The 24,507-nt window shown below is 70.7% G+C and carries 25 protein-coding genes and 1 other RNA gene; 19 read left to right on the forward strand and 7 right to left on the reverse strand.

Annotation, left to right across the window (positions count from 1 at the left end):
* Positions 1 to 55: 55 nt before the first annotated feature.
* Positions 56 to 562 (reverse strand): SspB family protein, encoded by a 507-nt coding sequence (locus J3S20_RS13235; protein WP_216836939.1) that lies wholly within the window; start codon positions 560 to 562, stop codon positions 56 to 58.
* Between the two features lie 83 nt (positions 563 to 645).
* Positions 646 to 958, reverse strand: a transfer-messenger RNA (tmRNA) gene (ssrA, locus tag J3S20_RS13240).
* A gap of 58 nt (positions 959 to 1,016) precedes the next feature.
* Here ssrA and thyX point away from each other — a divergent pair.
* The 4 genes from thyX to J3S20_RS13260 are packed head-to-tail and all read left to right on the forward strand — an operon-like array spanning position 1,017 to position 3,676.
* A complete protein-coding gene (gene thyX, locus J3S20_RS13245; RefSeq protein WP_216836940.1) occupies positions 1,017 to 1,955 on the forward strand; it encodes an FAD-dependent thymidylate synthase in 939 nt (312 codons plus the stop codon).
* The gene (locus J3S20_RS13250) at positions 1,945 to 2,196 is read left to right on the forward strand and encodes a hypothetical protein (RefSeq protein WP_216836941.1); all 252 of its coding nucleotides are present in this window, start codon (positions 1,945 to 1,947) and stop codon (positions 2,194 to 2,196) included. Before thyX ends, J3S20_RS13250 begins: the two co-directional genes overlap by 11 nt.
* Positions 2,193 to 2,789 (forward strand): HD domain-containing protein, encoded by a 597-nt coding sequence (locus J3S20_RS13255; RefSeq protein WP_216836942.1) that lies wholly within the window; start codon positions 2,193 to 2,195, stop codon positions 2,787 to 2,789. Before J3S20_RS13250 ends, J3S20_RS13255 begins: the two co-directional genes overlap by 4 nt.
* Positions 2,786 to 3,676, forward strand: coding sequence for a ribokinase (locus J3S20_RS13260; RefSeq protein WP_216836943.1), 891 nt, complete (start codon positions 2,786 to 2,788; stop codon positions 3,674 to 3,676). Before J3S20_RS13255 ends, J3S20_RS13260 begins: the two co-directional genes overlap by 4 nt.
* Here the strand turns inward: J3S20_RS13260 and J3S20_RS13265 are convergent.
* The gene (locus tag J3S20_RS13265; RefSeq protein ID WP_216836944.1) at positions 3,666 to 4,781 is read right to left on the reverse strand and encodes an Mrp/NBP35 family ATP-binding protein; all 1,116 of its coding nucleotides are present in this window, start codon (positions 4,779 to 4,781) and stop codon (positions 3,666 to 3,668) included. The two genes, J3S20_RS13260 and J3S20_RS13265, sit on opposite strands and share 11 nt — an antisense overlap.
* Positions 4,782 to 5,189: 408 nt before the next feature.
* Here J3S20_RS13265 and hflK point away from each other — a divergent pair, with 408 nt between their 5' ends.
* The 4 genes from hflK (at position 5,190) to J3S20_RS13285 (ending at position 9,222) form a co-directional block, all read left to right on the forward strand.
* Positions 5,190 to 6,266: an FtsH protease activity modulator HflK gene (gene hflK / locus J3S20_RS13270; RefSeq protein WP_343215216.1), complete on the forward strand. Its 1,077-nt coding sequence runs from the start codon at positions 5,190 to 5,192 to the stop codon at positions 6,264 to 6,266.
* Complete coding sequence (gene hflC, locus J3S20_RS13275; protein ID WP_216836946.1) at positions 6,263 to 7,348, forward strand: protease modulator HflC; 1,086 nt, start codon at positions 6,263 to 6,265, stop codon at positions 7,346 to 7,348. The genes hflK and hflC overlap by 4 nt, the downstream gene beginning before the upstream one ends.
* A gap of 3 nt (positions 7,349 to 7,351) precedes the next feature.
* Positions 7,352 to 7,549, forward strand: a complete 198-nt coding sequence (locus J3S20_RS13280; RefSeq protein ID WP_216836947.1) for a DUF2065 domain-containing protein — start codon at positions 7,352 to 7,354, stop codon at positions 7,547 to 7,549.
* Between the two features lie 146 nt (positions 7,550 to 7,695).
* Positions 7,696 to 9,222: a DegQ family serine endoprotease gene (locus J3S20_RS13285; protein WP_246602729.1), complete on the forward strand. Its 1,527-nt coding sequence runs from the start codon at positions 7,696 to 7,698 to the stop codon at positions 9,220 to 9,222.
* A 57-nt stretch (positions 9,223 to 9,279) separates the two neighbouring features.
* Here J3S20_RS13285 and serB read toward each other — a convergent pair whose 3' ends face one another.
* Entirely contained in the window at positions 9,280 to 10,173 is an 894-nt protein-coding gene (gene serB, locus J3S20_RS13290; RefSeq protein WP_216836949.1) for a phosphoserine phosphatase SerB, read from the reverse strand.
* A 23-nt stretch (positions 10,174 to 10,196) separates the two neighbouring features.
* Here serB and miaA point away from each other — a divergent pair, with 23 nt between their 5' ends.
* The 10 genes from miaA (at position 10,197) to J3S20_RS13340 (ending at position 18,851) form a co-directional block, all read left to right on the forward strand.
* Positions 10,197 to 11,177 carry a tRNA (adenosine(37)-N6)-dimethylallyltransferase MiaA gene (miaA, locus tag J3S20_RS13295; protein ID WP_216836950.1) on the forward strand — a complete coding sequence of 327 codons (981 nt, stop codon included), beginning with the start codon at positions 10,197 to 10,199 and terminating at the stop codon, positions 11,175 to 11,177.
* A gap of 62 nt (positions 11,178 to 11,239) precedes the next feature.
* On the forward strand, positions 11,240 to 13,042 hold the full coding sequence (locus J3S20_RS13300; RefSeq protein WP_216836951.1) for an acetolactate synthase 3 large subunit: 1,803 nt from the start codon (positions 11,240 to 11,242) through the stop codon (positions 13,040 to 13,042).
* A 48-nt stretch (positions 13,043 to 13,090) separates the two neighbouring features.
* Complete coding sequence (ilvN, locus tag J3S20_RS13305) at positions 13,091 to 13,612, forward strand: acetolactate synthase small subunit (protein ID WP_216836952.1); 522 nt, start codon at positions 13,091 to 13,093, stop codon at positions 13,610 to 13,612.
* Between the two features lie 55 nt (positions 13,613 to 13,667).
* On the forward strand, positions 13,668 to 14,702 hold the full coding sequence (locus J3S20_RS13310) for a zinc-binding metallopeptidase family protein (protein ID WP_216836953.1): 1,035 nt from the start codon (positions 13,668 to 13,670) through the stop codon (positions 14,700 to 14,702).
* 61 nt (positions 14,703 to 14,763) lie between these two features.
* The gene (gene ilvC, locus J3S20_RS13315) at positions 14,764 to 15,780 is read left to right on the forward strand and encodes a ketol-acid reductoisomerase (RefSeq protein ID WP_216836954.1); all 1,017 of its coding nucleotides are present in this window, start codon (positions 14,764 to 14,766) and stop codon (positions 15,778 to 15,780) included.
* Positions 15,780 to 16,274, forward strand: a complete 495-nt coding sequence (locus J3S20_RS13320) for a GNAT family N-acetyltransferase (RefSeq protein ID WP_216836955.1) — start codon at positions 15,780 to 15,782, stop codon at positions 16,272 to 16,274. Before ilvC ends, J3S20_RS13320 begins: the two co-directional genes overlap by 1 nt.
* A complete protein-coding gene (locus J3S20_RS13325) occupies positions 16,271 to 16,867 on the forward strand; it encodes a hypothetical protein (protein ID WP_216836956.1) in 597 nt (198 codons plus the stop codon). The genes J3S20_RS13320 and J3S20_RS13325 overlap by 4 nt, the downstream gene beginning before the upstream one ends.
* A gap of 43 nt (positions 16,868 to 16,910) precedes the next feature.
* A complete protein-coding gene (locus J3S20_RS13330; protein ID WP_246602730.1) occupies positions 16,911 to 17,552 on the forward strand; it encodes an SOUL family heme-binding protein in 642 nt (213 codons plus the stop codon).
* 31 nt (positions 17,553 to 17,583) lie between these two features.
* Positions 17,584 to 18,513 carry an allantoinase PuuE gene (puuE, locus tag J3S20_RS13335; RefSeq protein ID WP_216836957.1) on the forward strand — a complete coding sequence of 310 codons (930 nt, stop codon included), beginning with the start codon at positions 17,584 to 17,586 and terminating at the stop codon, positions 18,511 to 18,513.
* Positions 18,510 to 18,851 (forward strand): hypothetical protein, encoded by a 342-nt coding sequence (locus tag J3S20_RS13340; RefSeq protein WP_216836958.1) that lies wholly within the window; start codon positions 18,510 to 18,512, stop codon positions 18,849 to 18,851. The genes puuE and J3S20_RS13340 overlap by 4 nt, the downstream gene beginning before the upstream one ends.
* A gap of 6 nt (positions 18,852 to 18,857) precedes the next feature.
* On the opposite strand, the gene J3S20_RS13345 is transcribed toward J3S20_RS13340, so the two are convergent.
* Positions 18,858 to 19,829, reverse strand: a complete 972-nt coding sequence (locus tag J3S20_RS13345; RefSeq protein WP_216836959.1) for an endonuclease/exonuclease/phosphatase family protein — start codon at positions 19,827 to 19,829, stop codon at positions 18,858 to 18,860.
* A gap of 63 nt (positions 19,830 to 19,892) precedes the next feature.
* The gene (locus tag J3S20_RS13350) at positions 19,893 to 20,873 is read right to left on the reverse strand and encodes an NAD(P)-dependent oxidoreductase (RefSeq protein WP_216836960.1); all 981 of its coding nucleotides are present in this window, start codon (positions 20,871 to 20,873) and stop codon (positions 19,893 to 19,895) included.
* Between the two features lie 341 nt (positions 20,874 to 21,214).
* On the opposite strand from J3S20_RS13350, the gene J3S20_RS13355 reads away from it, so the two are divergent.
* Positions 21,215 to 22,810: a 2-isopropylmalate synthase gene (locus J3S20_RS13355; RefSeq protein WP_216836961.1), complete on the forward strand. Its 1,596-nt coding sequence runs from the start codon at positions 21,215 to 21,217 to the stop codon at positions 22,808 to 22,810.
* On the opposite strand, the gene J3S20_RS13360 is transcribed toward J3S20_RS13355, so the two are convergent.
* Positions 22,782 to 24,476 carry a sensor histidine kinase gene (locus J3S20_RS13360; protein WP_216836962.1) on the reverse strand — a complete coding sequence of 565 codons (1,695 nt, stop codon included), beginning with the start codon at positions 24,474 to 24,476 and terminating at the stop codon, positions 22,782 to 22,784. The two genes, J3S20_RS13355 and J3S20_RS13360, sit on opposite strands and share 29 nt — an antisense overlap.
* Between the last annotated feature and the right edge of the window lie 31 nt (positions 24,477 to 24,507).

The following is a 24,507-nucleotide window of genomic DNA, read 5'->3' on the forward strand; positions in this document are numbered from 1 at the left end:
GTGCGCGCCATCGCCCGGTCCGGGCGGGCGGCACATCGTCTTGCGGTGGGCCAGTTCAGTCCCGCGCGGGACGCCGGCGGAAGGCATCCAGGCTGACAACCTGGGCCGGGGCCTCCGGCGCCGCGGCGGGGGCTTCAAGTTCGGCGGCGGGGGGCGCGGCGGCTTCCTCCGCCGGGGCGTCCATCTGCGGTTGGAAGCGCAGGCCATAGCGCACGGCGGGGTCGGCGAAGCCGGTCAGGGCGGCGAAGGGCACCTGCAGGGTCGCGGGCACGCCGCCGAAATGCAGCCGCACGCTGAAGAACCCCGCAGCGCGGTCCACGGTCAGCCCCTCGAACTGGTGCTGCAGCACCACCGTCATTTCCTGCGGATACCGGGCCTTCAGATGGCCCGGCACGCGGGTGCCCGGATGGTCCGTGCGGAAGGTGATGTAGAAATGGTGCTCGCCGGGCAGGCCGGAGGTGGCCGCGACGTCCAGCGCGCGCATGACCACCTCGCGCAGCGCGTCATCGGTCCAACGCTCGTAGGGGATCAGGCTCTCGGCGGGGCGGGCGTCGTCGCTCATGCGTGCATCCTTTCACCGGACCATAAGCCGGCGGGCGGGGACGCGAAAGAGGCAGGGCCGATGGCGAAAGTCAGGCAGGAAAAGGTAGGGGGCTTCTGTTGCCCGGTGCCCCCCGAACCGCGCTTACCTTATTCAGGCAGCGAGTGCGTAAGCCTCGCGGCTATTGTCGTTCGCACTTAGAGATTAGCCCGATAACGGCGGTACAATGCCGGGCAAAAGCGACCTCTTTACCACGCGCGTCGAAGCTGTTTCGCCCCCATGTTCTTCCGAGGAAGATTGGTGGAGGCGCCGGGCACTGCCCCCGGGTCCGCAACGATTATTCCAGGCCGCGTTTATCACCATAGTCGCCGAAGCGACGCACCCTATGTAGGCGCTTCGCCGCGCAGAATCCAGGGGTGTCGCGTCGGGCCGCCTGGGCTAGTACAGCGACCCTCCGACCTACAGGACTCCGGGCATGGCCCTGACGCCAGAACAGCAGCTTGAGATCGACGCCGCGCGCAGCGCCGCCCATGCCACCCGGCGGCCGACCGTGCCGGCATTGGAAGACATGCTGTTCACCGCGACGCCGGTGCTGGACCACGGCTTCGTCCGGGTGGTGGACTATATGGGCGACGACGCCGCCATCGTGCAGGCCGCCCGCGTCTCCTACGGCCGCGGCACCCGCGCGGTGACCGAGGATCGCGGCCTGATCCGCTACCTGATGCGGCATCGCCACTCGACCCCCTTCGAGATGTGCGAGATCAAGTACCATGTGAAGCTGCCGATCTTCGTCGCCCGGCAATGGATCCGCCACCGCACGGCCAATGTGAACGAATACTCGGCCCGCTACTCCATCCTCGACCGCGAATTCTACATCCCCTCGCCCGAGAACCTGGCCGCGCAATCCGCCATCAACCGCCAGGGCCGCGGGGAGGTGCTGGAGGGGGAGCAGGCCGCCCGCGTGCTGGACCTGCTGCGGGAGGATGCGACCCGCAACTACGACCACTACCTCGACATGCTGAACGAGGATGAGCAGGGGAACCCGATCGACCCCGGCCGCGCCGGCCTGGCGCGCGAGCTGGCGCGGATGAACCTGACGCTGAACGCCTATACCCAGTGGTACTGGAAGACCGACCTCCACAACCTGTTCAACTTCCTTTCGCTCCGCGCCGACGCCCATGCCCAATACGAGATTCGCGTCTATGCCGAGGCGATGATGACGAGCGCCGAGGCCTGGGTGCCGATCGCGGCCCAGGCCTTCCGCGACTACCGCCTGGGCGCCGTCACCCTCTCCGCCCAGATGCTCGGCATCCTGCGCCGGATGCTGGCGGGGGAGGCGGTGGACCAGGCTTCCTCCGGCCTGTCGAAGCGCGAATGGCGGGAGCTGATGGAAACCCTCGGCCGTGGCGACTAGCCCGGCGGCGCGCCGCAGCCCGCGACCGCGCGCAGCTTCCGGCGGCGCACGCCCCCGCGCCAAGGCCGCGGCGCCCCCGCGGCTCGATTGGCTGACCCGCTGGTGGAAGGTGGCGCTGCTGGTGGCGCTGGTGACCATCGGCCTGCCGGTGGCGCATGCCCTGTTCGGCGAGGTCATCGCCCTGCTCGGCGGCGCGGTGCTCTTCGGCTTCCTGCTCGGCCGCTGGACCGCCGGCCTGTGAACGACCGCACCGCCGCCCTGATCGATTTTTTGTCGATGGCCGACCGCTTGAAGCATATCGAGCGGCGTGGCGAGACGGCGCACCCCGACGGCACCGCCCGCCGCGAGAACTCGGCCGAGCATTGCTGGAACGTGGCCCTGGTGGCCGTGCTGCTGCATGGCGAGATGCCGGAGCCGCGGCCGGACCTCGGCCACACGCTGGCGATGATCGCCGCCCACGACCTGGTGGAGATCGAGGCCGGCGACACCTTTGCCTATGACGAGGCCCACCTGCTGACCCAGGCGGCGCGCGAAAAGGCCGCCGCTGACATCGTCTTCGGCACCCTGCCGCCCGACCTTGGCGCCAGGCTCCGCGGGCTCTGGGAGGAATTCGAGGACGGACAGACCCCCGAGGCCCGCTTCGCCATGGCCTGCGACCGCGCCCAGGGTTTCCTGCAAGGCGTCATAGGCACCGGGCACTGGCGGGACGCCGGCATCGCCGAAGCCGCGACGCATGGCCGCATGAACCCGGCCCGCGCCGTCGCACCCGTCTTCGAAACGCTGATCGCCACGCTCTATGAGCGCGCCCGCGCCGGGCGCATGTTCCGGGAATGAGCATCCTCGTTTTCGGTTCGGCCAATACCGACCTCGTCTTCACCGTCCCGAACCTGCCGGCGCCCGGGGAGACCGTGCTGGGCGACGGCTTCCAGCAACTCTCGGGCGGCAAGGGCGCCAACCAGGCGGTGGCCGCGGCGCGGGATGGCGCGCAGGTCGCCTTCGCCGGCTGCGTCGGCGGCGATGGCCTGGCCGTGGTCGCCACCGGGGCGATGCGCGACGCCGGGGTGGATCTCAGCCGGCTGATCGTGGTCGATGCCCCCACCGGCTGCGCCAGCATCTGCGTCGACCGCCAGGGCCGCAACCAGATCGCCGTCGCCCCCGGCGCCAATCTGATGGCCCGCGCCGCGCAGGTGGAGGATGCGGCGCTGCATCCCGGCGTCATCCTGCTGCTGCAGATGGAAGTCCCGGCCGAGGAGACCGCCCGCCTGGTGTTCCGCGCCGCCCGCCTCGGCGCGCAATGCATCCTGAACCTGGCGCCGCCCGGCGACCTGCCGCTGGAGGTACTGCGCGCCTTGCACCTGCTGGTCCTGAACGAGCATGAGGCCGCGGTGCTGGCCGGTCGGCTCGGCACGGAGCCCAGCGCCGCCGCGCTGCACATGGCCCTTGGCACCGCCGTCGCCATCACGCGCGGGGAGGCGGGGGCGGAGGCCGCGACGGAGGCCGGCCTCGCCAGCATCCCCTGCTTCCCCATCGTGCCCGTGGATACGACTGGCGCCGGCGATACCTGGTGCGGCGTGCTGGCCGCGGGGCTGGATCGCGGCCTGCCGCTGACCCAGGCGATGCGCCGCGCCGCCGCGGCTGCGGCACTCGCCTGCACCCGCCCCGGCGCCGCGCCGGCCATGCCGGTGGCGGCAGAGACGGATGCGATGCTCGCTACGCGATAACGATCTTCGGACCCTCCGCCGCGGCGGCGCCCTCCGCCAGCTTCGCCCGCAGCCGCGTCGCGATGGCCTGGTAGGCCTGCGCCTCCGGCGTCTCCGGCCGGGCGACGACGATCGGCGTGCCCGCATCGGCCAGCTCCCGGATCGCCAGCTTCAGCGGCAGCTCGCCGAGGAACTCCACCCCCAGCCGCGCGGCCTCCGCCTTCGCCCCGCCATGGCCGAAAATGTCGGTCTGGTGGCCGCAATTCGGGCAGCAGAAGAAGGCCATGTTCTCGATCAGGCCGAGCACCTTCACGCCCACCCGCTCGAACATCTTCACCCCCCGCCGCGCATCCAGCAGCGCCACGTCCTGCGGGGTGGAGACGATGACGGCGCCGGCCAGCGGCACGCGCTGGCTCATGGTCAGCTGCGCATCGCCCGTGCCTGGCGGCATGTCGACGATCATGATGTCGAGCGCGCCCCATTCCACCTGGCCCATCAGCTGTTCCAGCGCGCCCATCACCATGGGGCCGCGCCAGATCATCGGCGTCTCCTCCTCCACCAGGAAGCCGATCGACATGGCCTTCAGCCCCCAGCGGGACAGCGGGATGATGCGCTGGCCCTCGGTGCGCGGGCGCTCCCGCGTGCCCAGCATCTGCGGCAGGGAGGGGCCGTAGATATCGGCGTCCAGCAGCCCGACCCTCAACCCCTGCAGGGCCAGCGCGACGGCCAGGTTCACCGCGGTGGTGGACTTGCCGACGCCCCCCTTGCCGGAGGCGACGGCGACAATGGCCTTCACATCCGGCAGCAGCATCTGCCCCTGGCCCGGCGTGCCGCCCGGTGGCGCCTTGCGCGAGGGTTCCGCCTTGGCCGGCTCGGCCCGATGCGCGGTCAGCACCACGGTGGCGGAGAGCACGCCCGGCACGCTGGCGGCTGCGCGTTCGGCTGCGGCGCGCAGGGGCTCGCTCTCCCGCGCCCGCTCCCGCGGCACCTGCAGCGCGAATTGCACCATGCCCGCCTTCACCGTCAGGCCGTCCAGCATGCCGGCGCTGACCACGTCCCGGCCGCTCGCCGGGTCCAGCACCCTGCCCAGCGCGGCGCGCACCGCCTGCTCCAGCCCCTCGCTCATTGCTTGAAAAGCCCTTTCTTCCTACGATATCGCGCCCGGCAGGTGGAGGCCTGGCGCGCCCGCAGTCCAATTCAGGCGCGCTGACGATCCACGCCGGCGGTCCCGGCCGATTTTCCTGGTTTCATCCCCTGGTGTAGTGTCCGGGTTACAGTTTGGACAGTTTCACCGGGGCACGCTCGCCCCCATATGGACCGTTGCGACGGTCGCCGCACCCCTCCCTTTGCCGGGTCGGGCGTGGCAATGTTTTTGCTGAGTTCGGAGGAGGCCTAAAGCCCTATGGCGTGGAACAACAGCGGCGGACCCAGCCCCTGGGGCAATCCCAGGCCCGGCGGGCCGTGGGGACAGCCGCAGCCGCCTTCGGGCGGGGGGCAGGGCGGTGGTGGAGGCCGTGGACCCGACCTCGATGACATGATCCGCCAGGCGCAGGACGCCGCCCGGCGGCTGCTGCCGCGCGGCATGGGCGGCGCCGGGCTCGGCCTGCTGGCCCTGCTGCTGGTGGGCGGCTGGCTCGCCTCCGGCATCTACCGGGTGCAGGCGGACGAACAGGGCATCGTGCTGCGCTTCGGCGCCTACACCGAAACCACGCAGCCCGGCCTGAACTACCACCTGCCCTGGCCGATCGAGACCGTGACCACGCCCCGCGTCACCCGCATCAACCGGGTGGATGTCGGCTTCCGCGCCGCCGCCGATTCCGGCCAGGCCGTGCGCCCCATTCCGGCACGCGACGTGCTGGAGGAAAGCCTGATGCTGACGGGCGACGAGAATATCATCGACATCGACTTCGCCGTCTTCTGGCGGATCCGCGATGCCGGGGAATTCCTGTTCAACACTCGCACGCCCGAAGCCACGGTGAAATCCGCCGCCGAAAGCGTGATGCGGGAGGTGATCGGCCGTACCCCGATCCAGCCCGCGCTGACCGAGGCGCGCGCGCAGATCGAACAGGCGGTGCGCACCGGCACCCAGGCGATCATGGACCAGTACCGCGCCGGGGTGGAGATCACCCAGGTGCAGTTGCAGAACGCCCAGCCGCCGGCCCGCGTGGTGGATGCCTTCATCGACGTGCAGCGCGCCGGCGCCGACCGCGAGCGTGCGCGGAACGAGGCCGAGAGCTACCGCAACGGCATCATCCCCGCCGCCCGCGGTGAATCCCAGCGCCTGGTGCAGGAGGCCGAGGGCTTCCGTGAAAGCCAGATCTCCCGCGCCCGCGGTGAATCGCAGCGCTTCCTCTCCGTGCTGTCGGCCTATCAGCAGGCGCAGGACGTGACGGTGCGGCGCATGTACCTGGAGACGATGGAGGAGGTGCTGCGCCGCAACCCCACCATCCTGATCGACAACAACCTGCAGGGCATGGTGCCCTTCCTGAACCTGGACAGCGCCCGCCCGAACCCGCTGCAGCAGCCACAGCCGCAACGACCCGGCGGGCAGACCCTGCCGCAACCCATGGCGCAACCCGCTGCGCCGCGCCCGGCGGGAGCCATCCGATGAACAAGCTTCTTGCCCTGGGCGTCGCCCTCGCCGTGGTGGTGATTGTGGCCGCCTCCACCCTCTTCACCGTGCACCAGACCCAGCAGGTGCTGATCACCCAGTTCGGCGAGCCGATCCGCGTGATCCGCGAGCCGGGCCTGCATGCCAAGATCCCCTTCGTGCAGTCGGTCATCGTCTTTGACCGCCGCCTGCTGGACTTCGACGCGCCGGCGGAGGAGGTGATCCTCGGCGACCAGCGCCGGCTGAGCGTGGACAGCTTCACCCGCTATTCCATCACCGACCCGCTGCGCTTCTACCAGACGGTGGGCGTGGCGGAGGCGGGCATCCGCGGCCGCATCAACTCCGTCGTCACCTCCGCCGTCCGCCGCGTGCTGGGCAACGAGCCGCTGCTCTCGGTGCTGTCGAACGACCGCGCCCGGATCATGGGCGAGATCCGCCGCCTGGTGAACGAGGAGATGCGCGCCTTCGGCATCGAGGTGCTGGATGTCCGCATCCGCCGCGCCGACCTGCCGGAGCAGAACACGGACGCCATCCTGTCCCGCATGCAGTCCGAACGGCAGCGCGTGGCCGCCGAGGAACGCGCCCGCGGCCAGGAGGAAGCGACCCGCATCCGCGCCGGCGCGGATCGCGAGCGCACCGTGCTGCTGGCCGAGGCCCAGGCGCAGGCCGATATCCTGCGCGGCCAGGGCGAGCAGGATGCGATCCGCATCTTCGCCGAGGCCTTCCAGCAGGACCCGCAGTTCTTCCAGTTCTACCGCAGCATGCAGGCCTATCGCGAAGCCTTCTCGGGCGGCGATACGCGCCTGCTGATGTCGCCGGACAGCGAATTCTTCCGCTTCTTCCGGGAGAGCATGCCGGCCAGCCTGGTCCCGCAGGGCACCGGCGGCCGTCCGGCCGCGGCGGCCCCGGCCGCTCCGGCACCTCGCGCCCAGGCTCCGGCGGTCCAGGCTCCGGCGGTCCAGGCTCCGACGGTCCAGGCTCCGACGGTCCAGGCCCCCGCGGTCCAGGCCCCGGCGAACCCGGCCCCGGCGGTGCCCAGCGCCCCGCCGGCGGTGGTGGCGCCGACGCCCGCACCGCAATAGGCCATGCTGTCCTTCAGCCACGTCCTCGCGGGCGTGGCCGTCGTGCTGGCGGTGGAGGGCCTCTGCTACGCGCTCTTCCCCGCGGCCATGAAGCGGCTGGTCGCCAATGTCCTCGCCGTGCCGGAGCAGCGCCTCCGGCAGAGCGGGGTCCTGGCGGCGATGATCGGGGTGGCGGCGGCCTGGCTCATCGTCTCCCTCTAGGGTCGGTGTCGCCCGGCCGCGGGACGTGACGGGGTCGTCATGCCGGGCCGGGCTTTCGATTCACGCCTCCCGTGCCAATGTCATGCATCATGCCGCCCGGGGTCCTGACCCTGGTGTCGAGTCCATCCCGAAGAAGGTTGCCGCAATTGCGCTTTGCCCCCCTGATGATGGTCGCGGCGCTGGCCGCGCCGCTTGCCGCCTTGCCGCCCGCCCCCGCCGCGGCGCAGATCCCGCCGCCCGGCGCGCCGATGACCTTCGCCCCGCTGGCGCAGCGCCTGCTGCCGGCGGTGGTGAATATCCAGACCAGCCAGGCCGCCGCCCAGGCCCAGGCGCAGCGCCGCCCCGGCGCGCCGGACGTGCCCCAGGCCCCGCCCGGCAGCCCCTTCGAGGAATTCTTCCGGGACTTCCTGGAGCGTAACCGTCCCCCCGGCGGCCAGCCCCAGCCGAACCGCCCGCAGCCGCCCAGCCGGCGCGGCCAGTCGCTGGGCTCCGGCTTCATCATCGACGCCTCCGGCATCATCGTGACGAACAACCACGTCATCGAGGGCGCCGACGAGATCAACGTGGTGATGTCCGACAACACGACGCTGCGCGCGGAGCTGGTCGGCGCCGATCCGCGGACGGACGTGGCGGTGCTGCGGGTGCGGCCCGAGCGGCCGCTGCCCTTCGTCACCTTCGGCGACAGCGACACGGCGCTGGTCGGCGACTGGGTGCTGGCCATCGGCAATCCCTTCGGGCTCGGCGGGTCGGTCACCGCGGGCATCGTCTCGGCACGCGGCCGCGACATCCGCCAGGGGCTCTATGACGACTTCATCCAGACCGATGCGGCCATCAACCGCGGCAATTCCGGCGGCCCGCTGTTCAACCTGGCGGGTGAGGTCATCGGCATCAATACGGCGATCTACTCGCCCTCCGGCGGCTCGATCGGCATCGGCTTCTCCATCCCCTCCAACCTCGCCCGCAATATCGCGGCCCAGCTGCGCGACGTGGGTCGCGTGCGGCGCGGCTGGCTCGGCGTGAACATCCAGCAGGTGACGGATGAGATCGCCGAGAGCCTCGGCCTGCAGGGCGGCGCCCGCGGCGCCCTGGTGGCCCGGGCGCAGGAGGATGGGCCGGCCGCCGCTGCCGGCATCCAGGCCGGCGACGTGATCCTGCGCTTCAATGGGCAGGAGGTGCGGGAGATGCGCAACCTGCCGCGCATCGTGGCGGATACCGCCGTGGGCAGCCGTGCCCCGGTGGTGGTCTGGCGCGAGGGGCGCGAGCAGACGCTGACCGTGACGGTGCAGGAACTGCCCGCCGAGGCCGCGCAGGCCGGCACCCCGACGCCCGCGCCCGAATCCCGGCCGCAGACGCTGGAACTCGCCGGCCTCGGCCTGAAGGTCGGCCCGATCACGCCCGAGGCGCGGGAGCGGTTCAGCCTGCGTCCGGAAAGCCGCGGCGTGGTGGTCACCGAGGTCTCGCCGGGCAGCCCGGCCGCGGAGCGCGAGCTGCGCCCCGGCGATGTCATCGTCGAGGTGCAGCAGGAGCGGGTGAACACCCCGGCCGAGGTCCAGGCCCGGCTGGAGGCGCTGCGCCGCCAGGGCCGCGCCACCGCGCTGCTGCTGATCGAAAGCGCCCAGGGCCAGCGCTGGGTGCCGCTGCGCCTGGCCGCGCCGCGCGGCAGCCCGGGGTGATCGGCTAGGTTCCGGAAGAACCCCCGTCCGAAAGGGCGGGGGTTTTTTCTTGGGCGATCAGCCTTCGCGGAATTCCGCGCGCCGATAGCCCTGGGCATAAAGCAGCGCCAGCAGATCCGCATGATCCACCCGGGCCCGGGCCGCCGCCGCCACGATCGGCTTGGCGCGGAAGGCGACGCCGAGGCCCGCCGCGCCGATCATGTCGAGGTCATTGGCCCCATCCCCCACCGCTAGCGTCGCCGCCATGGGCAGGCCGTTCTCGGTGGCGAGCCGCGTCAGGGTGGCGAGCTTGGCGTTGCGGTCGAACACCGGCTCGGCCACCTTGCCGGCCAGCTTGCCGTCCTCGATCAGCAGGATATTGGAGACGTGGTGATCGAAGCCGAGCTTTTGCGAGACCCGCCCGGTGAAGAAGGTGAAGCCGCCGGAGGCCAGGCAGCAGATTGCGCCATGGGCGCGCATGGTCGCCACCAGGGTCGCCGCGCCCGGCATCATCTCCGTCGCCTGCCAGGTCGCTTCCAGCGCCGCGACATCGAGCCCCGCCAGCATGCCGACCCGGGCATGCAGTGCCTGGGCGAAGTCCAGCTCGCCGTTCATGGACCGCGCGGTGATGGCGGCGATCTGCTCCTTCAGCCCGGCATAGGCGGCCAGCTCGTCCAGCGTCTCCGATGTCACGATGGTGCTGTCCATGTCGGCCACCAGCAGCCGCTTGCGCCGGCCCTCGGCCGGCTGGGCGATGGCATCAACCGGCGCATCCTCCAGCGCCGTGCGGGCGGCGGCGGCGGCCAGTTCGGCCGGGGCATTGACGAAGGGGATGTCCACCGCCTCGCCCTCGGCCAGCCAGTCCGGCGCGCCGGGATTGGCGCCGAGCGCGGACAGCGCCGCGCGGCAGCGGGAGACGAGGACGGATTCGAGGCCGCCGGGGGCAGCGACCAGGGTCAGGACATGGGGCATCGCCCCCGCCCTGTGCCACTGCGATGAGCGCAGCACAACCGCCCGCGATCCTGGTTGCGGGTCCGACCACCAGCGGGAAAAGCGCGCTGGCGCTCGCTTTGGCCGAAAGGCTGGGCGGGACGGTGATCAATGCCGATTCCATGCAGGTCTATGCCGAGCTGCGGGTGATCACCGCGCGCCCGACGCCGGAGGAGGAGGCGCGCATCCCGCACCTTCTCTACGGCGTCCGCCCGGCGGCGGAGGCCGGCACCGTGGCCTGGTGGCGCGGCGCCGCGCTGGCCGCGATGGAACAGGCGCGGGCGGCGGGCCTTGTGCCGATCCTTTGCGGCGGCACGGGCCTCTATTTCCTGTCGCTGACCGAGGGGCTTTCGGCCATTCCGCCCGTGCCCCCCGAGGCGCGGGCCGAGGCACGGCGGCTGGCGGAGGATGAGGGGCCGGCCGCGCTGCATGCGCGGCTGGCGGCGATCGACCCGGAGACGGCGGCGGGCCTCCGCCCCTCCGACACCCAGCGCCTGGCAAGGGCCTATGAGGTCGCGATCGGCACCGGCCGCGGCCTGCGTGCCTGGCAGGCGGAGACCGGTACCGGCCCCGCCCCCTGGCGCTTCGCCGCCATCCTGCTGGACCCGCCGCGGGAGGCGCTGCGCGAGGCCATCGCCCGCCGCTGGCACGCCATGCTGGGGCAGGGGGCGCTGGAGGAGGTGGCCGCCCTGGCGGATCAGCGGCTGGACCCGGCGCTGCCCGCCATGCGCGCGCATGGCGTGCCGGAACTGATGGCGCATCTGGCCGGGCGGATGACGCTGGAGGCGGCCTCCGAACGCGCCATCCTGAACACCGGGCAATACACCAAGCGGCAGGCCACCTGGTTCCGGCATCACCGGCTCGCCGCGCTCACGCATAGCATCCATGCGCGCAGCGATGGCCTTTCGCAACTTTCGGAAAGATTTTTGGGTGATCTGATGATGTTTGTTGATCCTGTCGTTGACGCGGCGCAGCACGAGGGTTAAGTGACGCTGGCCTGCGGAAGTGCCGCGGGCCAAGCGCCAGATACAGGAAAGCCCCCCGCCCCATGTCCGCCACCAGCCCGCACGCCGCGACGCAGCCCCTGACGATGTCGGGCGCCGAGGTCGTACTCCGTGCGCTGAAGGATCAGGGTGTCGAGGTCATCTTCGGCTATCCGGGCGGCGCCGTTCTGCCGATCTACGACGCAATCTTCCAGCAGAACGCCATCCGCCACATCCTGGTCCGCCACGAGCAGGCGGCGGTGCATGCCGCCGAAGGCTACGCCCGTTCCACCGGCAAGGTGGGCTGCGTGCTGGTCACCTCCGGCCCCGGCGCCACCAATGCGGTGACCGGGCTGCTGGACGCGCTGATGGACAGCATCCCGCTGGTCTGCCTGACCGGCCAGGTGCCCACCCACCTGATCGGCAACGACGCCTTCCAGGAGGCCGACACCACCGGCATCACCCGCCCCGCGACCAAGCACAACTACCTGGTGAAGCGGTCGGAAGACGTGGCCCGCGTGGTGCACGAGGCTTTCCATGTCGCGCGCAGCGGCCGCCCCGGCCCGGTGGTGATCGACCTGCCGAAGGACATCCTGATCAACAAGGCGCCCTATGTGGAGGCGCCGCCGGCGACCCAGCCGCATCGCTCCTACCGCCCGGTGACGGCACCGGACATGGCGCAGGTCCGCAAGGCCGTGGCGCTGATGAAGCAGGCCGAGCGCCCGGTGATCTATGCCGGCGGCGGCGTGATCAATTCCGGTCCGGAGGCGTCACGCCTGCTGGGCGAATTCGCGCGGCTGACCGGCTTCCCGGTGACCAATACGCTGATGGGCCTCGGCGCCTTCCCGTCGCAGGATCCGCAGTTCCTCGGCATGCTGGGCATGCACGGCACCTACGAGGCGAACCTCGTGATGCATGGCTGCGATGTCATGCTGAACATGGGCGCGCGCTTCGATGACCGGGTGACCGGCAAGCTGTCCCACTTCGCGCCCACCGCGAAGAAGATCCACGCGGATATCGACCCCTCCTCCATCAACAAGAACGTCAAGGTGGAGGTGCCGATCGTCGGCGATGCCGGGCAGATCCTGGCCGCCATGATCCAGGTCTGGAAGGAAGACAGCCAGCCGCCGAAGCGGGAGGCGCTGGCCGCCTGGTGGCGCCAGATCGACACATGGCGCGGCAAGAACTGCCTGCAGTACGTCCAGCAAGGCAAGATCATCAAGCCGCAGCATGCGGTGAAGCGGCTGTATGAGATCACCCGCGAGTCCGGCCGCGACACCTTCATCACCACCGAGGTCGGCCAGCACCAGATGTGGGCGGCCCAGTATTTCGGCTTCGAGAAGCCGAACCGCTGGATGACCTCGGGCGGCCTCGGCACCATGGGCTACGGCCTGCCGGCGGCGATGGGCGTGCAGATCGCCCACCCGGACGCGCTGGTCATCGATATCGCCGGCGAGGCCTCCATCCTGATGAACATCCAGGAGATGGCGACGCTGGCGCAGTACCGCCTGCCCGTGAAGGTCTTCATCCTGAACAACGAATACATGGGCATGGTGCGGCAGTGGCAGGAGCTGCTGCATGGCGGCCGCTATTCCGAGAGCTACTCGGCCGCCTTGCCCGATTTCGTGAAGCTGGCCGAGTCCTTCCACGGCGTCGGCCTGCGCGCGACGGAGGAAAGCCAGCTGGACGACGTGATCCGCGAGATGCTGGCGACCGACCGCCCGGTGATCGCGGACATCGCGGTGGCCAAGGACGAAAACTGCTTCCCGATGATCCCCTCGGGCGCCGCGCATAACGAGATGATCCTCGGCCCGGGCCAGGAAGGTGGCGTCGCCGGCGTGACGGATGAGGGCAAGGTCCTCGTCTGAGCCACGCCGGCCCCCGTCCTTTCCTCCTGCGTGAAGTGCTGAAGAACCATGGCTGACGATTCCGGAAATTTCCGCTCCGCAACGATTGCGGTGCTGGTGGAGAACGAGGCCGGCGTGCTGGCGCGCGTCATCGGCCTGTTCTCCGGCCGCGGCTACAATATCGAGAGCCTGACCGTGGCCCCGGTGGATGAGGACCGGCGCCTGTCGCGGATCACCATCGTCACCTCCGGCACGGAGATGGTGATCGAGCAGATCAAGGCGCAGCTCGACCGGCTGGTGCCGGTGCACAAGGTCTCCGACCTGACGCTCGCCGGGCCGCACCTGGTCCGCGAATTGGCGCTGATCAAGGTGGTGGGCTCCGGCGAGCATCGGGTGGAGGCGCTGCGGCTGGCCGACGCTTTTCGCGCCCGCGTCGTCGATGCCACGACGGAGAGCTTCGTCTTCGAGATGACCGGCAATGCCGAGAAGGTGGACGCCTTCTGCGCGCTGATGCGCCCGATCGGGCTCGCCGAGGTCAGCCGCACCGGCGCGGTGGCCATCGTGCGGGGCAGCTCCGCGCTCTCGGTCTGAAACTTTGCTGGCCTCCCCGCCGTTCGCAGGGCGAACCGTTTCCGGAGCCCATGCCATGCGCCTCTTCGCCTGCCAGAATTGCGGCAACCTGCTGCATTTCGAGAACACCGCCTGCGAGCGGTGCGGAAGGGCGCTCGGCTTCCTGCCGGAGGCCGGGCGGCTGACGGCCTTCGATCCGGATGACGGGCTGGCGATGCTCGACGGCGGCCGGAAGAAGCCCTGCGCCAATGTGGCGAAGGAGGCCTGCAACTGGTTCCTGGCCGAGGACGACGCCGAGGACTACTGCCCCGCCTGCCGGCTGAACGAGATGGTCCCGGACCTCTCGGTGCCCGAGAACCTGCCTTTGTGGCGGCGGATGGAGGCGGCCAAGCGCCGGCTGATCTACACGCTGGACCGCCTGCGCCTGCCGCATGCCGGGCCGGAGCTGCGCTTCTCCTTCCTCGCCGACCTCGACGGCCAGCCGCCGACCATGACCGGCCATGACGACGGCCATATCACCATCGCCCTCGCCGAGGCCGACGATGCCGAGCGCGAGGCGCGCCGCACCCGGCTGAACGAGCCTTTTCGGACCTTGCTCGGCCATATGCGGCACGAGATCGGGCATTGGTATTTCCTGGTTCTGGTGGAACGCGCGGGGCGCACCGACGACTTCCGGGCCTTGTTCGGCGACGAGAGCACTGATTACGCCGCCGCCCTGCAGGCGCATTACGCCAGGCCGCCGAACGACGACTGGCGCGGCGACTACATCTCCGCCTATGCCGCGGCGCATCCGCATGAGGATTGGGCGGAATGCTTCGCCCATTACCTGCACATGGTGGACAGCCTGGAGATGGCGACCAGCTTCGGCATGAAGATCAACCCCGTGCTGGACAAGCAGGGGGTGCTGGAGACGGAGCTGGACTTCAGCCCCTACAAGGCGGGCATGGAGGAGATCCTCAATGCCTGGACGCCGCTGACCATTGCCATGAATGCGATGAACCGCTGCATGGGCACGCCGGACCTCTACCCCTTCGTGCTCAGCGCGCCGGTGGCGCGCAAGCTTGGTTTCATCCACGAAGTGGTGCATCACCGCCCGCGGAGCGGGCCATAACCAACCGCCCCGCGATGGGGCAATAGCGCCCCCAACGGGGCAACCGAAGGAAGCTGCGACGATGCGTGTGTATTATGACCGCGATGCGGATGTGAATCTGATCAAGGCCAAGAAGGTCGCGGTCATCGGCTTCGGCAGCCAGGGCCATGCCCATGCCCAGAACATGCGCGACAGCGGCGTCACCGACGTCGTCATCGGCGCGCGCCAGGGCGGGTCCTGGAAGAAGGCCGAGGCCGCCGGCTTCAAGGTGATGACGCCCTCCGACGCGGCCAAGTGGGCCGATGTGGTCATGGTGCTGACCCCGGACGAGCTGCAGGGCGACCTCTATCGCGAGCATCTGCATGCCAACCTGAAGCCCGGCGCGGCGCTGGCCTTCGCGCATGGCCTGAACGTGCATTTCAATTTGCTCGACCCGCGCGCCGATATCGACGTCTTCATGATCGCGCCGAAGGGCCCTGGCCACACCGTGCGCGGCGAATACCAGAAGGGCGGCGGCGTGCCCTGCCTGGTGGCCGTGCACCAGAACCCCTCGGGCAATGCGCTGGAAATCGCGCTGTCCTACGCCTCCGCCATCGGCGGCGGCCGCTCGGGCGTCATCGAGACGACCTTCAAGGAGGAATGCGAGACCGACCTGTTCGGCGAGCAGGTGGTGCTCTGCGGCGGCCTGGTCGAGCTCATCAAGGCGGGCTTCGAGACGCTGGTGGAAGCCGGCTACGCCCCCGAAATGGCCTATTTCGAGTGCCTGCACGAGGTGAAGCTGATCGTCGACCTCATCTATGAGGGCGGCATCGCGAACATGAACTACTCGATCAGCAACACCGCCGAATACGGCGAATACGTCACCGGCCCCCGCATCATCACCTCCGAGACCAAGAAGGAGATGAAGAAGGTGCTGGAGGACATCCAGTCCGGCAAGTTCGCCCGCGACTGGATGCTGGAGAACAAGGTGAACCAGGCCAGCTTCAAGGCCACCCGCCGCCGCCTGGCCGAGCACCCGATCGAGGAAGTCGGCGAGAAGCTGCGCGGCATGATGCCCTGGATCAAGACCAACCAGCTGGTCGACAAGGCCAAGAACTGATGCAGGCGGCCTCCTTCACCATCAGACCGGTGGAGGAGGCCGACCGGCCCGTTCTGCTGGGCCATGTGCTGGCCCTCAACCGCTTCGAGGACCCCTTCGCCGGCGACCGCGCGACGGGGCAGGGCGATGCGGAAGCGAGCCTCGACCATCTGCTCGGCCGGGTGGCCGAAAGCGGAGGCGTGGCGCTGGTGGCCGAGGCCGAGGGCCGTCCTGTCGCCCACCTTTTTGTCGTGATCGAAACGGCGCCGCCCTATATCCGCGCCGAGTTTCGCCGCCGCGCCTATGTGGCGGATGCCTTCGTGCAGGAAGCCTGGCGCGGCCAGGGTGCCTTTCGCGCCCTGCTGGCATCGGCCGAAATCTTCGCCCGCACGGCCGGCTGCCGCCAGATGATGATCGGCGTGCTGGCCGGCAATGACCGGGCGGAGCACGTCTATCGGACCGCCGGCTTCCGCCCCTATGCGCTGGAGCTGGTGCGGGAGATTGCGCCGGCGTGACCCGCCACATCGCCTGCCTCCACACAGCCGCCTCCAATGTTCCGCTGTTCGACGCCGCCTGCCCGCCGGGCGTCACGCTGCACCACACGCTCCGCGCCGATCTGCTGGCCGAGGCCGAGGCCGCCGGCGGCCTGACCCCCGCCATCGCCGCCCGCACCGCCGCGGCCATCGAGGCGCTCGCCGCCCCCGGCATCGACGCCGTCCTCCTCACCTGCTCCACCCTCGGCCCGTCTTTGGCCCAGGCCCGCGCCACCATCCCCCTGCGGCGCGCCGATGCCGCCCTGGCGGAGGCGGCGCGACGGGCCGGCGGCCGCCTGGTCGTCCTCTGCGCCGTCGAGACCACGCTCGGCCCCACCGGCGCCCTGTTCGGCCCTGGCTGCGAGATCCGCCTGGTCCCCGGCGCCTGGGCCGCCTTCCGCGCCGGCGATGCCGCGGGCTATGCGCGGATGGTGGCCGAGGCAGCCGATGCGGCCTTCGCCGAAGGTGCGGATTGCGTGGCGCTGGCCCAGGCCAGCATGGCCCCGGCCGCCGCGCTCTGCCGGCGCGGCACGCCGCTGACCAGCCCGGCCGCCAGCCTCGCCGCGCTTGCCTGAGCCTTCCGGCGCGCCACATGCAAGGCCCTGTCCGGAGCATCCCATGCGCAACCGCCTCCTCGCCGGCGCCTCCGCCCTGCTGCTCGGCGCCTGTTCGGTGGTGGGCGTGAGATCGGGCACGGAGGAGCCCGCCTTCGACCTGTGGGAACAGGCCAATGGCCTGGAAATCCGCCGCTACGCCCCGCGCCTGGCGGCGGAGACGGAGGTGGCGGCGGATGAGGCCGCCAGCCGCGAGCAGGGCTTTCGCCTGCTCGCCGGCTATATCTTCGGCGGCAATCGCGGCGCCGTGCGCATCGCCATGACGGCGCCGGTGGCCCAGGAAGCGGTATCTCCGCAGCCCGTGCGCATCGCCATGACCGCCCCCGTCGCCCAATCGGCCACGGCAAGCGGCTACCGCATCCGCTTCTTCCTGCCCGCCGCGCTCCGCGATCCGCCGGTGCCGGAAGATCCGCGCGTGCGCGTGGTGGAGGTGCCGGCGGAGACGGTGGCCGTGCTGCGCTTCAGCGGCAGCACCAGCCCGCAATCGGTGGCGGATGCGACGGCGCGGCTGCGCGCCGCGCTGGGCGATACCACCTGGCAGGCCAAAGGCCCCGCCACCGCCTGGTTCTACGACCCGCCCTGGACCATCCCGGCGCTGCGGCGGAACGAGGTGGCGGTGCCGGTCGTGCGGCGCCGCGCCTCTTGACCGTGCTGCGCCGCACAGCGGAGGCTGCGGCATGACCAAGCTCGCCACCGAGACAGACTATCCCCGCGACTTCGCCGGCTACGGCGCCACCCCGCCCGATCCGCGCTGGCCTGGCGGCGCGAAGCTCGCGCTGTCCTTCGTGCTGAACTACGAGGAGGGCGGGGAAAACACCGTCCTCAACGGCGATGCGGGCAGCGAGCTTTATCTGCATGAGGTGCCCGGCGGCACGCCGATCCTGGGCGAGCGCAACCGCACGGTGGAAAGCCAGTTCGACTATGGCGCGCGGGCCGGCGTCTGGCGGGTGCTGCGGCTGTTCCAAGAACAGGCTTTTCCGCTGACGGTCTATGGCGTCGGCCGGGCGCTGGAGCTGAACCCGGACGCCGCCCGCGCCTTCGCCGAGGCGGGGCACGAGGTGGCGAGCCATGCCTGGCGCTGGATCGACTACCACAGCGTGGACGAGGCGACGGAGGCGGCCGAGATCGCCCGCTGCGTCGAGACCATCACCCGCCTGACCGGCACGCCGCCGGTCGGCTGGTACACCGGGCGGATCAGCCCGCGCACCCGCACCCTGGTCGCCCGCCATGGCGGCTTCCTGTACGACAGCGACGCCTATGACGACGACCTGCCGCATTACGTGACGGCGGAGGGCAAGCCGCACCTCGTCATCCCCTATACGCTGGACAACAACGACATGAAGTTCGCCGTGCCGCCGGGTTTTGCGGGGCCGGAGGGTTTCGAGCGCCACCTGACCGATGCCTTCGACCTGCTGCTGGCCGAGGGCAGGGCCGGGGCGCCCAAGATGATGTCGGTCGGGCTGCATTGCCGCCTGGTCGGCCGCCCCGGCCGCGCCGCGGCGCTGCGCCGCTTCCTGGCGCATGTGGCGAGGCACCGCGAGGAAGTCTGGGTGACGCGCCGGGCGGACATTGCGCGGCATTGGTGGAAGGAACACCCCCCGGCATGAGGCGCCTCTCGCCAATCCTGCTTCTGCTGGCCGCCGGTTGCGCGACCGAGCCTGGCCCCGTATCCGCCGCGGGCCCGCTGCCACGCAGCGACCGCGCCCTGCCGCCGCCCGCGCTGTCCGAGGGTCCGGGCGGCATCCGCTGCGCCGACCATGCCGATGCGCTGCCCGCCCTGATCGGCCAGCCGGAAGCCGAGGTGCGCGCCGCCCTGTCCGGCCTGCGCGGCATCCGCACCATCCGCCTGCTCGCCCCGAACCAGCCGGCGACGCGCGACTATCGCGAGGATCGCGTCGGCGGCGTGGTGCGCAACGGGGTGGTGGAAAGCCTGGCCTGCGGATAAGGCGCCTTAATCCTCGGCCAGCGCCACCCCCACCGCATGGTGGTCGCTGAACCCGTCAGCCCGGATGCCGCCCTTCACGGCGGGGCGCAGGAAGGGGCGAGGCCGGCCGGTGACGCCGGGCGGGCGCAGGATGGCCATCGGCCCATCCAGCCGCAGGCCGCTGCTGCCGGTGACCAGGGCGCGGCCCGCCAGCATCTGGTCCAGCAAATTGGGCTGGCCGCTGTAGAAATAGGTGCCCTCGCCCATGCCCGCCAGCGGGGCGGCCAGGTTCAGGAAGCGCCGCACCACCCGCAAGGGCCCGCTGCCGGGCCGGCCCGCCACCCGGTCGCGCGCATTGGTCGCCAGGGCGTAATGCACCAGGGACCGGTCGAAGGGCTCGTCGTTGAAGTCGCCCATCGCCAGCACGGCGACATCCTCCCCCTCCTCCTCATGGATTCGGGTGTGCCAGTGCGCCAGCGTCTCCGCCGCCGTCATCCGATAGGGCTCGCTTTCGAACTGCCCGCCGGACCGGGACGGCCAGTGATTGGCCAGCAGCACCAGCTTGCGGCCGGCGGCGGTGGTGAAGGGCGCCTGCAGGATGTCCCGCGTATAGGTGCGGCGCATGACGAAATGGGTGAAGACCTGTTTCCGGTCCACCGCGTAGCGATCCTTCCGATAGAGGAAGGCGGTGTCGATGCCGCGGGCGTCCAGCCCCTCGGCATGCACATAGCCCCATTTCCGGCTGCCCAGCTTCTGCACCAGCCGCTTCAGCACGGCGGCGCTCTCCACCTCGCAGACGCCGAGGATGCCGGGGCCGGCACCTCCATCCATGGCTGTGATGCCGCGGGCGATCTGGTCCAGCTTCTGGTCCAGCACGGCCGCATCCCAGCCACGGAGATCGGTGGCCAGGCGTCGGTCCAGGCCGCCGCTGCGCGGCGCGTCTTCCGTGTCGAACAGGTTCTCCAGGTTCCAGAAGGCGATGAAGTGGCGGTCGGCCATGCCCGTCATCCTTGCCGTTCGCCCGCCAGGATGCGGCAAGGGACGGGTCGGACGCCAGAGGTTTCACCTGCGTGACGATTGCAGGATCTCCGGGTTCACCATCATCGAGGGATCGGCCCGCCCATCCAGCACATCCAGGATGTTCTGGGCGGAGATCCGGGCCATGCGGTTCATGCCCTCCTCCGTGCTCGCCGCGGAATGCGGGCTGATCACCACATTGGGCAGGGTCAGCAGGGGGTTGCCGGGCGTGGCCGGCTCCACCTCCAGCACATCCAGGCCGGCGCCCATCAGGTGGCCGGATTGCAGCGCCTGCACCAGCGCGGCCTGCTCCACCACCGGCCCGCGGGCGGTGTTCACCAGGATGGCGCCCGGCTTCATGGCGGCGAAGGCGGCGGCATTCATCAGGTGGTGCGTGGCGGGCGACAGGGGGCAGTGCAGCGTCACCACATCCGCCTCGCCCAGCGCCGCATGCAGGTCCCGTGCGGGCCGAAAACCGTCGGCGGCGATGCGGTGCGGGGAGAAGCCGGGATCCATCACCGCGACATCCATGCGGAAGGCCTTGAGATATTGCGCGACGCGCGTGCCAATGCGGCCATAGCCCACCACCAGGGCGCGCTTGCCGGCCAGGTCCACCATCCGCAGCCCGCCCGGCGGCCACCAGCCGCCGCCGGCGACGTGATTGTGGATATCCACCGCCCGCCGCGCCACGGCCAGCAGCAGCATCATGGCATGCTCGGCCACCGAGAGGTCGTTCGACCCATTGGCCACCATCACCGCCACGCCGCGCTCCGTGCAGGCCGGCACATCCACCGTGTCGTAGCCGACCCCGATGCGGGAGACGACGCGCAGCTGCTTTGCGGCCGCGAGAGCGGGGCGGTCCATCTTCTCCAGCCAGCACAGCGTGCCATGCGCATCCGCGATCGCGGCGTGCCACTCGGCCGGTGGCGGATTGTCCAGCACCACCAGATCCAGCTCCGGCCGCGCGGCAAAGACCGCCATCCCGGCCTCCGGCAGCCTGCGGCCGAGCACCACCTTGAACGCCATGCGCTGTTCCTCCGACGCGATTTTCGCCATGGTGGTCCGGGATCGGGCCGCAGGCCAGTGCCCGCCGCCCTGCCAAATGCCCTCGAACTGCGCTTCGGGGCGCTTGCGTGATTGGTTTGGCCCCGGTAGCGTGATCTCAGCCATGACACCCCGCGCCGCCCGTATCGAGCTGACCGCCGCCCTCCGGGCCGGTCTGCTGCCGCGCGCGCTCCTTCTCCTTCGACTTAGCCACCCCTGGGCGTAAGCTCCGGCCGCTAGTGGCTGGTATCGCTCAGGGGACCCCCGGGGGCAGCTTTGCCCTCGCGCATGGCATGACGAATCAGAAGCAAGGAACGCCCCCAATGGCCATCAACCACCCGTCCTTCGGGGTCATGGACCCCGACCGCGTCATCGTTTTCGACACCACGCTGCGCGACGGCGAACAGTCCCCCGGCTTCTCCATGAACCTGGAGGAGAAGCTGCGCATGGCGGAGGCCCTGGCAGAGCTCGGCGCCGATGTGCTGGAAGCCGGCTTCCCCATCGCCAGCCCCGGCGACTTCGAAAGCGTCCAGTCCATCGCCCGCCGCTTCGCCAAGGATGGCCCCGTGGTCTGCGGCCTCGCCCGCACCTCGCCCGGCGACATCCAGAAGGCGGCCGAGGCGATCAAGGACGCCGCCCGCGGCCGCATCCACACCTTCGTCTCCACCAGCCCCCTGCATATGCGGGTGAAGCTGCGGATGGAGCCGGAGGCGGTGCTGGAGATGGTCACCGCCTCCGTCACCATGGCGCGCAACGCCACGGCGGATGTCGAATGGTCCGCCGAGGACGGCACGCGCACCGAGATCGACTTCCTCTGCCGCTGCGTCGAGGCCGCGATCAAGGCCGGGGCCACCACCATCAATATCCCGGACACCGTCGGCTATGCGGTGCCGGAGGATATGTTCCGGATCTTCAATACGGTGCGGGAGCGGGTGCCCGGGGCGGACCGGGTGATCTTCTCCACCCACAACCACAACGACCTGGGCCTGGCCGTGGCCAATACCATCGCCGCGATCCGCGCCGGCGCCCGCCAGGTGGAATGCACCATCAACGGCATCGGCGAGCGCGCCGGCAATGCCAGCCTGGAGGAGATCGCCATGGCGCTGCGCACGCGCCATGACGCGATCCCCGTGACCAACGGCGTGAAGACGCCGAATATCCTGCGCACCTCCCGCCTGCTGGCGACCATCACCGGATTCGATGTGCAGCCCAACAAGGCGATCGTCGGCCGCAACGCCTTCGCCCATGAATCCGGCATCCACCAGGACGGCATGCTGAAGGACTCTTCGACCTACGAGATCATGACCCCCGAGAGCGTCGGCTGGACCAAGTCCTCGCTGGTGCTGGGCAAGCATTCCGGCCGGGCCGCCTTCAAGGACAAGCTGAAGGCGCTGGGCTACGAGGTCGGCGACAATGCGATGAACGACGCCTTCAAGCGGTTCAAGGATTTGGCCGACCGAAAGAAGGTCGTCTACGACGAGGACATCGTGGCGCTGGTGGATGACGAGGTCGTCCGCGCCAATGACCGTATCAAGCTGGTCGGCCTGTCCGTCTCCACCGGCATGCATACCCGCCCCATCGCCTCCATCGCGCTGGAAGTGGATGGCGAGCAGCGGGAAGGGGTGGCCGGCGGCGATGGCGGCGTGGACGCCACCTTCGCCGCGCTGCGGGTGGCCTTCCCGCATGAGGTGAACCTGAAGCTCTATGCCGTGCAGTCCGTCACCGGCGGCACGGATGCCCAGGCCCGCGTCACGGTGCGGCTGGAGGAGGCCGGCAAGCTGGTGGACGGGCAGGGGGCGGATACCGATACCATCGTCGCCAGCGCGCGGGCCTATGTGCATGCCCTGAACAAGCTGCTGGTGAAGCGGGCGCGGACCGCGCCCGGGGATATCACGCAGCCGGCGGCGCTGTCGGCCTAGAGGCGGACGGCCTGAGGGCGGGCGGCGGGCGGGGGGTGGGGGCGCGCAGCGGGAATTCCAGCGCCAGCCCCGCCTCCTCCCGCTTCAGCTCGGCACCCAGCTGCCGCGCCAGGCCGCGCAGCAGCAGGGCGCGCAGCTGGTCATCCGGCCGCGGCACCAGCCCGTCATCCTCGATGGCCAGGCTGGCGCGGCGGTCATCCGCCGCGACGGTGATGGAAATGCGGCCGCCGCGGCCCGGCGGGAAGCCCTGCTTCAGCGCGGCCGAGACCGCCTCCGTGATGATCAGCGCCAGCGGCACCGCCTGGTCGGAGGAAATCCGCAGCGCCGGCGCCGTCACGTCCAGCCCGATGCGCCGGCCCGGCTTGTCCCCGATGGCCGCGAAAAGCTGCACGCCCAGCTCCTCGATGAAGGCGCCGAGGTCGATCGCCTCCGGGTCGTGATGCGCATACATGTGCCGGTGCAGCGTGGCCAGCGCCCCGATCCGGTCCCGCGCCGCCTCGAATTCCACGCGCGCCTGGCTGTCCGTTACCCGCTGCGCCTGCAGGGCCAGCAGGCTGCTGACGATCTGCAGGTTGTTCTTGACCCGGTGATGCACCTCGGCGGCCAGGATCTCGGCGCGTTCGATGGCAGCCTGCAGGTCCCGCTCCCGCTCCGCCAGCGCCGTGGCGCTGCCCTGGAAGCTGAGCGCGAGGTCACGGATCTCGTCTGGCATGCCGCCGATGCCCGGAATCTCGAGCGGCGCGGCGCCGGCATTCCACTTGGCGATGGCCCGCCGCAGCCGGGACAGCGGGCGGGTCACGGCGTAGTTGGTACCCAGCACCACGGCCAGGATGCTCAGCGCCAGCAGCGCGGCGACCTCCGCCAGGCGCTGGGTCGCTTCCATCGCGGCCTCGGCCCGGATCGGCGCCAGCGGGCGGGCCACCACCAGCATGGCCTGGGGGGAAAGCCTGCCGCGGGCGGAGACCAGCTCCGTCCCCGCCAGGCTGGTCAGTGTGGCGCTGCCATCCGCTGCGGTGGCGGGCGCGACCGGCCCGAGGCGCCCACCATCCTCGCCCAGCGCCCAGCCGCGATTGTCGGCGTCGAGGATCCAGGCGGAAAGGCCAGCGGGCAGCGGGGGCGGCGCAACCCGGGCCAGGATCAGCCGCCCCGCGGGCAGTCGCGGACTGGCCGGCAGCACGCGCAGCAGGGAGATCACGCCGGCGGATCCGGCCAGCATCAGGGAATCGGTCGCCCCCGCCAGCCGCGCGCGCAATTCCGGGCCGATGCGGGCCAAGTTGGGAGAGGTTGTGGAAGATGTTGCCGGGGATGTGGTGGCGGGTGCGGCGACGCCGTTCGGGCACTCCACCTCCAGCATGACGCCTTCCGGTGCGGCGCTGTGCAGCGCGTCGCCGCAGCCATTGCCGGCTTCAGGCCAGCTGGCCGCGACCCCGCGCAGGAAGCCATCGGCCGCCGCCACCCGCGCGGCGAGGGTGGCCACGACCAGGTCCCGTTCCAGCGCCACATCCAGCTGCGCCTGGCGGATGCTGCCGCGATAGCTGGCAAAGGCCCCGGCCAGCACCAGCACCACCACCGGGAAGGCGGCGACCAGCAGCAGGCACAGGAGACGTCCCCGCAGGCTGGCCTGGGGGCGGGGCAGTCTCCAAACTCGCCTCCGGGCGTCCGTCATGAGGGGATTGGGATCATACCGAACCGGCGCC

Origin of the sequence: Falsiroseomonas tokyonensis, from assembly GCF_019024325.1 — a bacterium.
Taxonomy (GTDB): domain Bacteria; phylum Pseudomonadota; class Alphaproteobacteria; order Acetobacterales; family Acetobacteraceae; genus Falsiroseomonas; species Falsiroseomonas tokyonensis.